The sequence below is a fragment of the Nonomuraea sp. NPDC059023 genome, assembly GCF_042740095.1.
Taxonomy (GTDB): Bacteria; Actinomycetota; Actinomycetes; order Streptosporangiales; family Streptosporangiaceae; genus Nonomuraea.
The window spans coordinates 155,417-168,389 of sequence record NZ_JBHYIO010000009.1 but is presented as its reverse complement, the minus strand read 5'-3'; the positions used below and the strand labels follow the sequence as shown (position 1 = coordinate 168,389).

Here is a 12,973-nt window from a genome sequence, read left to right as displayed (position 1 = left end):
GCTCCAATAGATTCCTCGGTCCGGCCATTCAACTATGTAACGCATGACAACGCCCAGGGTAGGCCTCGCGGAGAAGGCCGGCTTCTTCGCCGGCAACGTGGGCAACATCGTGTTCAGCACGACGATCAACTCGTTCCTGCTGATCTACCTGACCGACGAGATCGGGCTGGCCGCCGCCGCGGTCGGCACGCTGTTCCTCGTCGCGCGCATCGTCGACGGCGTCAGCGACCCGGTGATGGGTTACGTGGTCGACCACCTGCCGGTCACCCGGTGGGGCAGGTTCCGCACCTACCTTCTGGTCGGTGGGGCCATCGGCGCCTTCAGCTTCGTCGCGTTGTTCCTGGCTCCGGCGCTGTCGCCGGCGCCGCTGGTGGCGGTCTGGGTGGCGTACCTGCTGTGGGGGTTCGCCTTCGACCTTATGGACATCCCGCTCAACTCGCTGATCCCGGCCATGGCCACGCATCCCGGTGACCGCCGCCAGCTCTCCGGCATCAAGGCGTTCTCCTACCTGTTCGGCGGCGCGGTGGTGACCGCGGCGGCGCTGCCGCTGGCCGACCGGATCGGCTGGCCGGCGTTCGTGATCGGCCTGGCCGTGGTCTCGCTCCTGCTCACCTCGCTCGCCGCGACCAGGGTGCGCGAGCGGGTCACACCGGTCCGCCAGGACAGGTACGGCTGGCGCGACCTGGCCAGAATGCTCCTGGCCGACAAGGCGGTGATCATCCTGCTCGGCACGGTCATCGCCCTGACCGCGGCCGGCGGGGCACGCAGCGCCGGGATGGCCTACTACTTCACGTACTTCGTCGGCGACCGCGGCCTGATCGCCGTGGCCGCGCTGGCCACGGTCGTCCCGACGGCCCTCGGTACGATCGTCTTCCCCTGGCTGGCGCGCTTCTCCGGCTACAAGGCCACCTTCGTCGGCGCCCTGGTGCTGGAGGCGATCGCGATCGGCGCCCTGCTGGTCGTGCCCGCCACGGGCTGGCCGGTGGCCCTGGTCGCCCTCGGCGTGACCGCGTTCGGCGGAGGCGGCGCGCTCACCATGATCTACGTGATCGTCGCCGAGCTCGTGGACTACGTCGAATGGCGGCACGGCTACCGCGTCGAGGGCGCGATGGCCTCGCTCGGCTCGTTCGCCGCCAAGGCAGGTGGCGGCATCGGCGCGGCACTGACCGGCTACACGCTCGCGATGACCGGCTACCTGGCCGGGCAGGAACAGACCGCCGAGGGGCTGCGCGGCATCGTGCTGGCCCAGTCGCTGCTGCCCGGCGGCCTGGCGCTGCTGGCCGCCGTGCTGTTCGCGCTCTACCCCATCTCCCGGCAACTGGCCACGCGCGTGGCCGGTGAGCTGGCCCAGCGGAGGGAGTCCGATGCGGTTTCCGCCCGGTAGGTGGCGCGGCCAGTGGATCTGGTCGCCCCGCCCCACGATCCGCCCCGCCGCGCGCGGTTCGCTGCTGCCGGAGGCGTACGACCGGCGGGTGCTGTTCCGGCGCGTGTTCACGCTGGACGAAGTCCCGGATACCGCGCCCTTCCGGGTCACGGCCGACTCCCGGTACGTGCTCTACGTCAACGGGACGGAACTGGCCCGCGGACCGGTCCGGCACGGCCCGCGCACGCTGTACTACGACACCGGTGACGCCGCGCCCGCGCTGCGCGAGGGCCGCAACGCCGTCGCCGTCCTGGCCCGCTTCTACGGCCACGCCACCCCCTGGTGGGAACCGTCGCCGCCGACCTTCACGCTGGGCGGCGGCTGCCTGGTCGCCGAGCTGCGGCTGGGCGAGGAGTGGCTGGTCACCGACGAGACCTGGTCGTGCCACGAACCGGCCGCCTGGACCCCCGCCGAACCCAGACACCACTTGCTCTCCCAACTACCCGAGATCTTCGACGCCAGAGAACTCGACCCGCGCTGGACGCTACCCGACCACGACGAAGGCCCCTGCGACGACGACCCTTGTCACGACGGCTTCTGGCAGCCCGTCCGGGTCATCGAGGCGCGTGCGGTCGTCGGCGGCAACCCGGACTCCCATCCGCCCTCCGACCCGTTCGGCGCGCTGCGCCCCCGGCCGATCCCGCCGCTCACCTCCTCGGTACGGCAGGCAGAACTCGGCCCCGGCCCGGTGGCCGACTTCGGGCAGGTGGTCAGCGGGACGCTGCGGCTGGCCGTACGCGGGAAGGCGGGGGCGACGGTCAGCGGCGCGGTCGCCGAGGTCGTGACCCCGGCCGGGCTGGAGATCGCCAACCGGTTCGCCTACACGCTGCGCGGCCACGACGACGTCTTCGAGATGACCGACCCGGTAGGCGGCCGGTACGCGGTGCTGGAGGTCACCGGCGGCGCCGAGGTCGCCTCGGTCGAGGTGGTCGAGCGGCTGCGCCCGCGCCCGGCGGGGCCGTACTTCACCTGCTCCGACCCCGAACTCGACGCCGTGTTCCGGACGGCGCTGCGCACCGTGGACCTGACCGCCCACGACGCCTACATCGACTGCCCCACCCGCGAGCAGCGGGCCTGGACCGGCGACTCGGTCGTGCACCAGTCCGTGGACCTGGTCGCCAACCCCGACTGGAGCCTCGCCCGCCACCACCCGGCACTGGCCGCGCAGCCTCGCCCCGACGGGATGCTGCCGATGGTGGTCGCCGGCGACTTCGCGGCCCAGGACCTGCCGACGATCCCCGACTGGTCGCTGCACTGGATCAGGTCCGTGCACAACCTGTACCGCTACACCGGCGACCGTGAGCTCGTCGCCGGACTGCTGGCGAGCGCGGAAGGCGTGCTGCGCTGGTTCCTGCCCTTCCGGGGTGACGACGGCCTGCTGCACGACGTCACCGGATGGGTGCTGATCGACTGGTCGCCCGTCCAGGTGCGCGGGACCAGTGCCGCGCTGAACGCCCTGTGGGGCCGGGCGCTGGCCGACTTCGCGGAGATGGCCGAGTGGCTCGGCGATCTCGGCCGCGCGTGGTGGGCGCGCGACCTGCACGCCGCGCTGGCCCGCGGCTTCGAGGTCTTCTGGGACGTACGGCGCGCCGCCTACCGCGACCACCTGCTCAGCGGGTCGGTCAGCGAGCACACGGCCGCCGCGGCGGTCTGCGCCGGGCTCGTGCCCGCCTCCCGGCACCCGGCGGTTCGCGAGCTGCTCCTGGACCGGCGGGCCATGTTCACCCGCAGCCCGATGGGCGCACGCGGCGCCGACCGCGACGGCCCGATCTCCACCGACCCGGTCAGCCTGCGCCCCGCCCCCGACTGGGACGTGGACAGGCGGGTCGTGGGGGCGCAGCCGTTCTTCCGCTACGTCGTGCACGACGCGCTGGCCCTGCTGGGCGCGGCCGACCGGATCGCCGGGCTCTGCCGGGACTGGACCGCGTTGACCGAGGCGGGGACGTTCCGGGAGTGCTGGGACGGCGGCTCCTACTGCCACGGCTGGTCCGCCACGCCCGCGCGCGACCTGCTCGTCCACACCCTGGGGATCACGCCGGCCGAACCCGGCTACACCAGGGTGCGGGTGGCGCCCAGGCTGGGCGAGCTGGCCTGGGCGCGCGGGGCCGTACCCTCGCCGCACGGTCTGATCGAGGTCGAGGTCCACGGCACGGAGATCAAGGTGGACGCCCCCGTGCCGGTGGAGATCGTGCGGCCTTAGACCACCGCGCCCGAACCCTCGCGGGTACGGCGGGAGCGGGGCTTCGGCGGCTGCGGTGGCGGCTGCTTGCTACGGCGCTCCAGCGCGATGGCCGTCGGCCCGGCCACGAACGACGACGACAGCGTGCCCGCCACGATGCCGATGAGCAGCGCGATCGCGAAGTCGCGCAGCGAGTCGCCGCCGAACACGGCCAGCGCCGCGAGGATGAACAGGGCCCCGAGCCCGGTGTTCACGGTGCGTGGCACGGTCTGCAGGATCGCGCCGTTCACCACGGTGGCGAAGGAGGTCTTCGGCTGGGCGGTCCACATCTCCCTGACCCGGTCGAAGACCACCACCTTGTCGTTGACCGAGTAGCCGACGATCGTGAGCATCGCCGCCAGGAACACCCCGTCGATCGGCTTGCCCATCCAGGCGAAGGCGCCCAGCACCACGACGGCGTCCACGAACAGCGCGCTCACCGCCGCCGCCCCGAACGTCCAGCGGAAGCGCACCGCCAGGTAGACGAGCTGCGCGGCCAGCGCCACGCCGAGCGCGATCAGCGCGTTGCGCCGCAGCTCCTCGCCGAGCGAGGGCCCGATCAGCTCGTCACGCTGCTTGGTGACCTCGCCCAGCGCCCCCTGGATCTTCACCACCTCGTCGGCGGAGATCTGTCCGGTACGCACGGAGATGGCGTCGTTCGAGGACTGTACGACCGCGTTGGGGAAGCCCGCGTCGGAGACGAGCTTCCTGGCGGCGTCCGCGCCGACCGGCTTGCTGGTGGCGAACTCCATGATCCGCCCGCCGGTGAACTCCACGCCGAAGTTCAGCCCGCGTACCGCCAGCCCGGCGAACGCCAGCACCAGCAGCCCGCCCGCGACCGCGATCCAGAGCTTGCGCCGGCCCATCAGGTCGGGGTTGCGCGCGGTGAGCCACAGCCGGATCCGGCCGACCGAGCCGAGCCCGGAGACCTTGGGCGGCACCCGGTCGATGATCCAGTGGGCGAGCACGCGGGTGATCAGCAGGGCGGAGATCAGCGAGGCCAGCACGCCGATCGACAGCGTCACGCCGAACCCCTTCACCGGGCCCGAGGCCAGCCAGAACAGCAGGCCGGCGGCGAGCAGGGTGGTGACGTTGGAGTCGGCGATGGCGCTCCAGGCGTTCTTGAAGCCCCGGTTGAGCGCCTGGCCCATACCGCGGGCCTTGGGGCCCTTGACGCGGGTCGCGCCGGCGGCGCCGTACTCCTCCCTGGCTCTTTCGAAGACCAGCACGTTGGCGTCGACGGCCATGCCGATCGCCAGCACGAACCCGGCGAGGCCGGGCAGCGTGAGGGTCGCGCCGAGCGCGACGAGGGCCGCGTAGGAGATCAGCGCGTAGGCGGCCAGGGCGAGCGCCGCCAGCAGGCCGACCACGCGGTAGATCACGATGATGAACAGCGCGGTGAGCGCCACGCCGACCACGCCCGCCTTGGCGCTGGCCGCGATGGCGTCGGCGCCCAGCGTGGGGCCGACCGTCCGCTGCTCGACGATCTCCAGCGGCACCGGCAGCGAGCCGCCCTTGATCAGCACGGACAGGTCGGTGGCCTCCTGGGCGGCGAAGTTGCCGGTGATCGAGGTACGCCCGCCGGGCATGCCGGCCCGGCACGGCGTCTCCTGGACCACCTCCGGCGAAGAAATGATCTTGTTGTCGAGCACGATCGCGACCCGGCGCTTGGGGTCGCCCATGGGCTCGCAGGCGGCGGCCCCGGTGAGCTTCTGCCAGGGCCCCGGCTCGCGGAAGTCGACGGTGACGAACCAGCCGGGCCCCTGCTGCGGATCGGTACGGGCACCGGCGTCCGTCACCCCCTCACCGGTGATGACCGCGGGCCCGAGCGTGAGCTTCTGCCCCGACTCGTCCGGCAGCCCCTTGCCGGTGGAGTCGAGCCCCTGCACCGCGTGGAAGGACAACTGCGCGGTCCGCCCGATCACGTCGGCGGCCTTGCGCGGGTCGAGCACGCCGGGCAGTTCGACGATGATCCGCTTCTCACCCGAGCGGACCAGCGTCGGATCGACCACGCCGAGCGCGTCGGCACGGCGTTGCAACACCTGCAACGCCCGGTCGGTGGCGGCGGCGTCCGCCTTGACGGTCGGCGAGTCCCTCGCCTCGAACACGAGCTGAGTGCCGCCGCGCAGGTCGAGCCCGAGCCGCGGCGACATGGTGAACGCCAGGAACAAAGAGGTCGCGATGACGGCCAGCGCCGCCACCGCGCGCCACAAGGGCGCACGTGACATGGGAGCCTCCACAGGCTTGACGCCGAGGCGGCACTAAGGGGCCCCTCGGCCAGGAAAGGAAAGGTCAGGCGCTGTGGAGTGGCGGGGCGCGGGCGGGATGGGCGCGCGGGCGCTCGGCCGCGGGCACGTGGTGGTCGCCGCCGGTGCGGGCGAGACCGCGCGCGAGCCGTACCTCATGCGCTCTCGGCGGAGGTACGGCCAGCCCGCCGAACCCATGATGCGAACCGGTGTCGGCGGCGGCCTTCGGCTTGCCCGGCTGCGGCGCCGCCTGCCGGTGGCCGCTCTGGTCGGCGGGGGCGGCGGTGGCCTGGGCGGAGATCGCCATCGCGTGCTGCGCGGGCAGGCCGCCACCCAGGAAGAGCGTGGACAGCACAAGGAGCACGGCGGCGGACAACCGGCTCCTCATGCGTTCACCGTACCCCGGACCGGGTAGCGGGGAGCCCGTGAGACTGACCTACACGAGCGACCTCTGGTGGAAGAACGCCGTCATCTACTGCCTGGACGTGGAGACGTTCAAGGACGGCAACGACGACGGCGTGGGCGATTTCCGCGGGCTCACCCAGCAGATCGACTACCTGGCCGGGCTCGGGGTGACGTGCCTGTGGCTGATGCCGTTCTTCCCGACGCCGAACCGGGACGACGGCTACGACGTGACCGACTTCTACACCGTGGACCCCCGGCTGGGGACGCTCGGCGACTTCGTGGAGTTCATGCGCACGGCCAAGGACCGCGGCCTGCGGGTCATCGCCGACCTCGTGATCAACCACACCTCGGACGAGCATCCGTGGTTCGCCGACTCGCGCTCGGGCCGGGACGCGCGCCTGCGCGACTGGTACGTCTGGTCGGACGAGCCCGAGCCCGACGACCCGGAGCAGATCGTCTTCCCGGACAAGGAGGACAGCCTCTGGGAGTGGGACGAGGGTTCCGGGCAGTACTACCTGCACAGCTTCTACCGCCACCAGCCGGACCTGAACGTGGCCAACCCGGAGGTGCGCGACGAGATCGTGCGGGTGCTCGGCTTCTGGATGGAGCTCGGGCTGTCGGGGTTCCGGGTGGACGCGGTGCCGTTCGTCATCGAGAACATCTCACCCGAGCTGGCCGACCCGCACGACTTCCTGGCCGATCTGCGGGCCTTCATGAGCCGTAGGGAGGGCAGCTCGATCCTGCTGGGCGAGGTCAACGTGCCCTACCCTGAGCTCCTGCCCTACTTCGGGTCGGGCCTGGGCGACCAGCTCACGATGTGCTTCGACTTCGTCGGCATGCAGCGGACCTGGCTGGCGCTGGCCAGATCCGAGGCCGCGCCGATCGCCGAGGCGTTGCGCGAGCGTCCCCGGCCGCCCAAGGACTGCCAGTGGGCGGTGTTCCTGCGCAACCACGACGAGCTGACCCTCGACAAGCTGACCGAGGACGAGCGGCAGGAGGTCTTCGCGGCGTTCGGCCCCGAGGAGGACATGCAGATCTTCGGCCGCGGCCTGCGGCGGCGGCTGCCGTCCATGCTCGGCGGCGACCCGCGCCGGATCAAGATGGCCTACAGCCTGATGTTCTCCCTGCCCGGCACGCCGGTGCTCTTCTACGGCGAGGAGATCGGCATGGGGGAGGACCTCGCGGCCGAGGGCAGGATGGCGGTGCGCAGCCCGATGCAGTGGTCGGCCGAGGGCGGCTTCTCGCCCGCCGAGCCGGTACGCGAGATCCCCGAGGGCGCCTTCCGGCCGGAGCGCGTCAACGTCGCGGACCAGAAGCGCGACACCGGGTCGCTGCTGCGCTGGATCCAGCTGCTCATCGAGCGTTACCGGGAATGCCCGGAACTGGCCTGGGGCGAGTGCACGGTGCTGGACTCCGGGCACCCGTCCGTCTTCGCGCACCGCTGCGACGCCGACGACGCCACGGTCGTGGTGGCGCACAACCTCAGCGACAGCGCCACCGACATCCGGCTCCAGCTCGACGGGCTGGCGAACTACCTGCTCACCGACCTGCTGACGGACGGCACGCTGAAGGTCTCCGGCGAGGGGCTGGCGGAGGTTCCCATGGACCCGCACGGGTGCCGGTGGTTGCGCGCGGCGCCGCGGGAGGTGCCGCCGGAGGACGCCTCGGTCAAGGCGCAATGAGTAGGGGCTACTCATGCGGGGTTCCCGTTCTGGGCGCAAGCTCCTGCCATGGCAAAGATGTCCGTGAGCAAGGAATTCCTGCGCCTTCTGCGCCGGCGCGAGGAGTACGCGCCCGCACGAAAGATGTTCGCCGAGGCCTATGGCCCCGACCCGAGCCCCACCCTGGCGAAGATGGTCACCGAGGCCAACGCGGCCTACATCCTCAACCGGGTCATGTTCGCCGAGGACCGCAAAGAGGCCATGGCCGAGGTGTCCGGCTACCTGACGGAGATCGTCGACGACTGGTGCGGCACCCCGCCGAGGATCAAGTTCCCGCCGATCCCGTGGCCGATCTCCGGCCTGCCCTCGCTGTCCCAGCCGACGCTCGTCGAGATACGGAAGATGCGGCTGGAGCCGGCCGACTACGTGGAGGCCGCCATCGTGTACCAGGCGGTCAGCGACGACCTGGCGGGCGAGGCTCCCGAGCTCGCCGACCAGGTGTCGGCGATGGCCCAGGAGATGGCCGCCTTCGGCACGTCGCACATCGACGTCTGCGTGCACGTGGTGATCTGACCGGCCCGCGGTACGACCGGGCGGCGGAGGAGGGGGCCGCCCGGCCGTACCGGCTAGGAGAGTTCTTCGAAAAGGGTCAACTGGAGTCCGGCGGGGCCCTCCAGGCGGGAGTTCAGGGAGTCCCAGGGGGTTCTGGTCGGCTCGGCGACCAGGGTGGCGCCGGCGTCGGTCAGCTCGCGCGTGACGGCCGTCGAGTCGTCCACCTCGAAGGCGACCCTGATGTGCCCGGCCACACGCCTGCCCACCTCGACGGCGTCGATGAAGTCCGCCTGGGCGGGGTCGGCGATCTCCAGGGTGGCCCGGCCGGCCTCCAGGATGGTCACGCGGCCGTCCGGTGAGGAGTAGGCGGCGCGCTCGGGCAGGCCGAGCGCGTCGCGGTAGAAACGGACCGCTTCCTCGTAGTCCTCGGCGGTCACGACAAGTCGCAGTTCACGTACTTTCATGGGTCAAAGGTAAGACGGGCCGGTCACCCGGTGGCGGAAGGTCCACCACACCCACGCCTGCGAAGCCACCAGGAACGGGATCAGGACCAGGATCACCGGCGTCAGCCAGCCGTTCGCCGCCTCCAGGTGCAGGCCGGAACCGGCCAGGAGACCGACCGCCGCCAGCGCGCCCGCGGTCAGCGCGTACGTGCGCAGCTCGCCGTCACCGGGGGAGAGCACCCTGGCCCGCTCTCGCAGCGTCCCCGTCAGCCGCAGCGAGGCGAAGGCCAGCCCGTGCGTGCCGAACAGCGCCGCCACCGCCAGCGCCGGCAGGAGCGCGGCCGGCCAGGAGACGTCCAGCAGCAGCCCGCTCAGCAGCGTGCCCCAGGCCAGCGCCAGCCCCCAGCTCCCCGCCACGATCGCGCCGTCCCAGAACGCCCGCCACCGGGCCCCCGGCACCCGTCCGCGCAGCCACAGGCCCATGTCGCGGACGATCCACGCTGCCAGCAGTCCCACCACCGCCAGGAAGCCGGGCCCGCCCATCAGCTCGCCCTCCACGTGCGGGAACAGCCCCGCCAGCACGCCGCCCGTCGCCACCAGCCACACCTCGTTGCCGAGGAAGAAGGGCGCGATCGCGGCGATCACCTCACGCCGCTCGTCAAGGTCCCTTCCGAGGTACGGCAGCAGCATCCCGACCCCGATGTCGGCCCCGGCCAGGACCAGGTACCCGACGGCGAAGAAGCCCAGAATGAAGATCTCCATGATCGCGTCCTCTCAGAAGGTCAGGGCGGGCCGGCCCACGGGAGCCTGCTCGACGGCCCCGAGCGCGGTGGCGTCCGGGCCCCGGCGGGCCTGGCGGGCCAGCAGCCAGTAGTTGAGCAGGATCAGCACCCCGAACAGGCTCGTGAACACGATCAGCGAGGTGAGCATCTGTCCCGCGCCCACCGGCGAGACCGCGTCCGAGGTCTTCAGCAGCCCGTAGACGGCCCACGGCTGGCGTCCCATCTCGCGGAAGATCCACCCGGCGATCATCGTGACGAACGGCACCGGGATCATCAGCGTCAGCATCCAGTGCCAGAGCCGGAACCCGCGCACCACCGGCCGGATCAGCATGAACAGGAAGCTCGCCGCCGAGAAGAACAACATCACCGCGAAAAGGATCATCATCGTCGTGCCCGCCCCCTGCACCCACCCGATCGGCGGCAGGTAGTCGCCGGGCCCGAACCGCGCGACCATGTCGGCCTGGGCGCGGGCCATGTCCTCGGCCACCCCCGACCAGACGGCCGCCTTCGCCGGCTGCAGCGTCGCGAAGCCCATCCCGCCGAAGATCGCGGTGACAAGCGTCGCGGGCAGCGCCACCGCGACGCCGATCCGCAGCGACTTGCGGAAGAAGTCCTGCTCGGTGGTACGCCGCCGCAGGTGGTAGGCGCTCACCCCGGCCATGAAGAACCCGCCCACGACCATCGCGCCGCCCAGCACGTGCCCGAACGCCACCAGGGCCGCCGGGTTCGACGCCAGCGCGCCGAAGTCGACCAGCTCCATCACGCCGCCGGTCATCCGGTAGCCGACCGGGTTCTGCAGGAAGCCGTTGGAGATCAGGATCCAGAACGCCGACGCGTACGCCGTCAGCGTCACCACCCAGATCAGCGCCAGGTGCGCCCAGCGGTTCAGCCGGTTCCAGCCGAAGATCCACAGCCCCAGGAACGTCGACTCGATGAAGAACGCCACCAGCGTCTCGATCGCCAGCGAGGCGCCGAACACGTTGCCCGCGAACTCCGTCAGCCCGCTCCACGACAGGCCGAACTGGAACTCCATCACGATGCCGGTGACGATGCCCATCGCGTAGTTGATGATGTAGAGCTGGCCCCAGAACCGCGTCATCCGCAGGTGGACCGGGCTGCGCGTCAGGGTCGCCCTGGTCTGGATCACCGCCACCAGCGTGGCCAGGCCAAGCGTCAGGGCGACGAACAGGAAATGCGCCCCCGCCGTGAGGGCGAACTGCAACCGGGCGAGCTCAACGGTGTCCATGCCAAGGACGATCCCGGTACGGTCACCGTCCCGGCGTCATGCTCCGGCGGGCACCTGGCCCGCAACTTTCACGGTCCCTTGACGGCCCGGCGTACATCTCAGGGAGTAAGCCACCCCGGCGTGATCATGCCCGCCTCGTACGCCAGCACCACGAGCTGGGCGCGGTCGCGCAGGCGCAGCTTGGTCATGATGCGGCTGACGTGCGTCTTCGCGGTGGCCGGGCTGAGCACCAGCTTCTCGGCGATCTCGTCGTTGGACAGGCCGGCGGCCACCAGCACCATCACCTCGCGTTCCCGCTCGGTCAGCGCGTTGAGCTCGGGACCCGGCTCGGGACGCTTGACCCGCCCGGCGAACTCCGCGATCAACCGGCGCGTGACCGACGGCGCGATGAGCGCGTCACCCCTGGCCACGACCCTGACCGCGTGGATGAGCTCGGCCGGTTCCGTGTCCTTGACCAGGAAGCCGCTGGCGCCCGCCTTGAGCGCGCCGTAGACGTAGTCGTCCAGGTCGAACGTGGTCAGGATGATCACCTTCACCCCGTCCAGCCGGGGGTCGGTGACGATCTGGCTGGTGGCCTCCAGGCCGTCGAGCTCGGGCATGCGGATGTCCATGAGCACGACGTCGGGGCGCAGCTCGCGGGCTTTGACGACGGCCTGCGTGCCGTTCGCGGCCTCGCCGACCACCTCGATGTCGTCCTCGTCGGTCAGAATCGACCTGAACCCGGCCCTGACCAGGTTCTGGTCATCGGCGAGCAGCGCGCGAATCATCGCTTTCCATCCTGTACGTGAGTGTCCGCCGGACCCTCCTGGGTGGTGGGGGCGGGGCCGTTCTGGTGCGGTGGGGTGGTGAGGGGGAGGGTGGCGACGACCGTGAAGCCGCGGCCGGGGCGGGGGCTGGCGTCCAGGGTGCCGCCCAGTGCGGTGGCGCGCTCGCGCATGCCCTGCACGCCGAAGCCGCTGCCGTCGGTGTAGACCGCGCCCGGCCCGTCGTCCTCCACCTTGACCACGATATTTCCGGATGTGCGGGTGATGGTGACGGTTGCTTGGTTAGTGCCGGAATGTCGGGTGATGTTGGTCAGCGACTCCTGGATGATGCGGGTGGCGGCCAGGTCCACCTGCGCGGGCAGCCCCGACACCTCGCCCGCGACCGTCGCCACCACCTTCAGCCCGGAACGTTTCACCAGCTCATCCAGGCGATCCAGGCTGTCGGCAGGGGCGGTGGGCGCTTCCTCGTCCACCTGCCGCAGTACCCCGAGCGTGGTTCTCAGCTGCCTGAGCGTCTCCTTGCTGGTGTCCTTGATCGTACGCAGCGCGGTCTCGGCGTCCTCCGGCCGCTTCTTCAGCCCGTGGAGCGCCGACCCGGCCTGCACGTTGATCAGGGAGATGTTGTGTCCCAGGACGTCGTGGAGCTCGCGGGCGATGCGCAGGCGTTCCTCGGTCTCGCGGCGCCGGGCCTCTTCCTCCTTGGTGTGCTCGGCGTCGAGGGCACGTTGCTCGGCCTCGTGCTGGAAGGCCCGCCGGTTCTTGGTCACCCCGCCGAACGCGATGGCGGCCACCACCCAGCCGCCGATCATCACGAACTGCGAGTCGTCCACGTGCCGGGCTTCGCCCATCTCCCCGATCCCCATCCCGAGCACGGAGGCGGCGCCGGTGGCGATCGCGGCGATCAGGTGCCCCTGGTCGGCCGCGTTGTACAGGGCGACCAGGAAGATCAGCAGCAGCGGGCCGTCGAGGCGGGCGTACGGATAGTAGAGCGCCGTGCACACCGCGGCCACCAGTAGCGCGGCCACGGGAAAGCGGCGCCGCAGCAGCAGCGCGCCACAGGCGATCGCGGGCAGCGCGAAGTCGAGCGCGTTGGGCGTCACCTCGGGCCGCAGGCGACCGGTGAGCACGGTCCCGGCGATCAGCGCCGCGATCACGGCGATCGACGACCACGTGCTCGGCTGCAACCTGGGCATGCGCCCATTGTGTACGGCTTCGCCCTCTGGTGGGTAAGTG

Annotated in this window: 11 protein-coding genes; 4 read left to right on the top strand and 7 right to left on the bottom strand. The window is 71.3% G+C overall.

The window, feature by feature from the left end; genetic code table 11:
• The first annotated feature begins 43 nt into the window (after positions 1-43).
• A complete protein-coding gene (locus tag ACFWYW_RS17810) occupies positions 44-1,384 on the top strand; it encodes an MFS transporter (RefSeq protein ID WP_379618396.1) in 1,341 nt (446 codons plus the stop codon).
• Positions 1,365-3,623, top strand: coding sequence for an alpha-L-rhamnosidase C-terminal domain-containing protein (locus ACFWYW_RS17805; RefSeq protein ID WP_379618398.1), 2,259 nt, complete (start codon positions 1,365-1,367; stop codon positions 3,621-3,623). Before ACFWYW_RS17810 ends, ACFWYW_RS17805 begins: the two co-directional genes overlap by 20 nt.
• Here ACFWYW_RS17805 and secD read toward each other — a convergent pair.
• Positions 3,620-5,869, bottom strand: coding sequence for a protein translocase subunit SecD (secD, locus tag ACFWYW_RS17800; protein ID WP_379618400.1), 2,250 nt, complete (start codon positions 5,867-5,869; stop codon positions 3,620-3,622). The two genes, ACFWYW_RS17805 and secD, sit on opposite strands and share 4 nt — an antisense overlap.
• Positions 5,870-5,933: 64 nt before the next feature.
• Complete coding sequence (locus ACFWYW_RS17795; RefSeq protein ID WP_379618402.1) at positions 5,934-6,275, bottom strand: hypothetical protein; 342 nt, start codon at positions 6,273-6,275, stop codon at positions 5,934-5,936.
• Between the two features lie 37 nt (positions 6,276-6,312).
• Between ACFWYW_RS17795 and ACFWYW_RS17790 the strand changes: the two genes are divergently transcribed.
• Complete coding sequence (locus ACFWYW_RS17790; protein ID WP_379618404.1) at positions 6,313-7,974, top strand: alpha-amylase family protein; 1,662 nt, start codon at positions 6,313-6,315, stop codon at positions 7,972-7,974.
• Between the two features lie 48 nt (positions 7,975-8,022).
• Positions 8,023-8,526, top strand: a complete 504-nt coding sequence (locus ACFWYW_RS17785) for a hypothetical protein (protein WP_379618406.1) — start codon at positions 8,023-8,025, stop codon at positions 8,524-8,526.
• Between the two features lie 53 nt (positions 8,527-8,579).
• Here ACFWYW_RS17785 and ACFWYW_RS17780 read toward each other — a convergent pair whose 3' ends face one another.
• The 5 genes from ACFWYW_RS17780 to ACFWYW_RS17760 all read right to left on the bottom strand — a co-directional run bounded on the left by ACFWYW_RS17780 (position 8,580) and on the right by ACFWYW_RS17760 (position 12,933).
• The gene (locus ACFWYW_RS17780) at positions 8,580-8,969 is read right to left on the bottom strand and encodes a VOC family protein (RefSeq protein ID WP_379618408.1); all 390 of its coding nucleotides are present in this window, start codon (positions 8,967-8,969) and stop codon (positions 8,580-8,582) included.
• 3 nt (positions 8,970-8,972) lie between these two features.
• The gene (locus ACFWYW_RS17775) at positions 8,973-9,710 is read right to left on the bottom strand and encodes a cytochrome d ubiquinol oxidase subunit II (RefSeq protein WP_379618410.1); all 738 of its coding nucleotides are present in this window, start codon (positions 9,708-9,710) and stop codon (positions 8,973-8,975) included.
• Between the two features lie 12 nt (positions 9,711-9,722).
• Positions 9,723-10,976, bottom strand: coding sequence for a cytochrome ubiquinol oxidase subunit I (locus tag ACFWYW_RS17770; protein WP_379618412.1), 1,254 nt, complete (start codon positions 10,974-10,976; stop codon positions 9,723-9,725).
• 98 nt (positions 10,977-11,074) lie between these two features.
• Entirely contained in the window at positions 11,075-11,743 is a 669-nt protein-coding gene (locus ACFWYW_RS17765) for a response regulator (protein ID WP_379618414.1), read from the bottom strand.
• On the bottom strand, positions 11,740-12,933 hold the full coding sequence (locus ACFWYW_RS17760) for a sensor histidine kinase (RefSeq protein WP_379618416.1): 1,194 nt from the start codon (positions 12,931-12,933) through the stop codon (positions 11,740-11,742). The genes ACFWYW_RS17765 and ACFWYW_RS17760 overlap by 4 nt, the downstream gene beginning before the upstream one ends.
• Positions 12,934-12,973 lie beyond the last annotated feature (40 nt).

Coding starts and splice junctions, on each gene's coding strand:
- ACFWYW_RS17795 (WP_379618402.1), bottom strand. CDS start 6,275: ATGAGGAGCCGGTTGTCCGCCGCCGTGCTCCTTGTGCTGTCCACGCTC.
- secD (WP_379618400.1), bottom strand. CDS start 5,869: ATGTCACGTGCGCCCTTGTGGCGCGCGGTGGCGGCGCTGGCCGTCATC.
- ACFWYW_RS17770 (WP_379618412.1), bottom strand. CDS start 10,976: ATGGACACCGTTGAGCTCGCCCGGTTGCAGTTCGCCCTCACGGCGGGG.
- ACFWYW_RS17760 (WP_379618416.1), bottom strand. CDS start 12,933: ATGCCCAGGTTGCAGCCGAGCACGTGGTCGTCGATCGCCGTGATCGCG.
- ACFWYW_RS17765 (WP_379618414.1), bottom strand. CDS start 11,743: ATGATTCGCGCGCTGCTCGCCGATGACCAGAACCTGGTCAGGGCCGGG.
- ACFWYW_RS17780 (WP_379618408.1), bottom strand. CDS start 8,969: ATGAAAGTACGTGAACTGCGACTTGTCGTGACCGCCGAGGACTACGAG.
- ACFWYW_RS17810 (WP_379618396.1), top strand. CDS start 44: ATGACAACGCCCAGGGTAGGCCTCGCGGAGAAGGCCGGCTTCTTCGCC.
- ACFWYW_RS17785 (WP_379618406.1), top strand. CDS start 8,023: ATGGCAAAGATGTCCGTGAGCAAGGAATTCCTGCGCCTTCTGCGCCGG.
- ACFWYW_RS17775 (WP_379618410.1), bottom strand. CDS start 9,710: ATGGAGATCTTCATTCTGGGCTTCTTCGCCGTCGGGTACCTGGTCCTG.
- ACFWYW_RS17805 (WP_379618398.1), top strand. CDS start 1,365: ATGCGGTTTCCGCCCGGTAGGTGGCGCGGCCAGTGGATCTGGTCGCCC.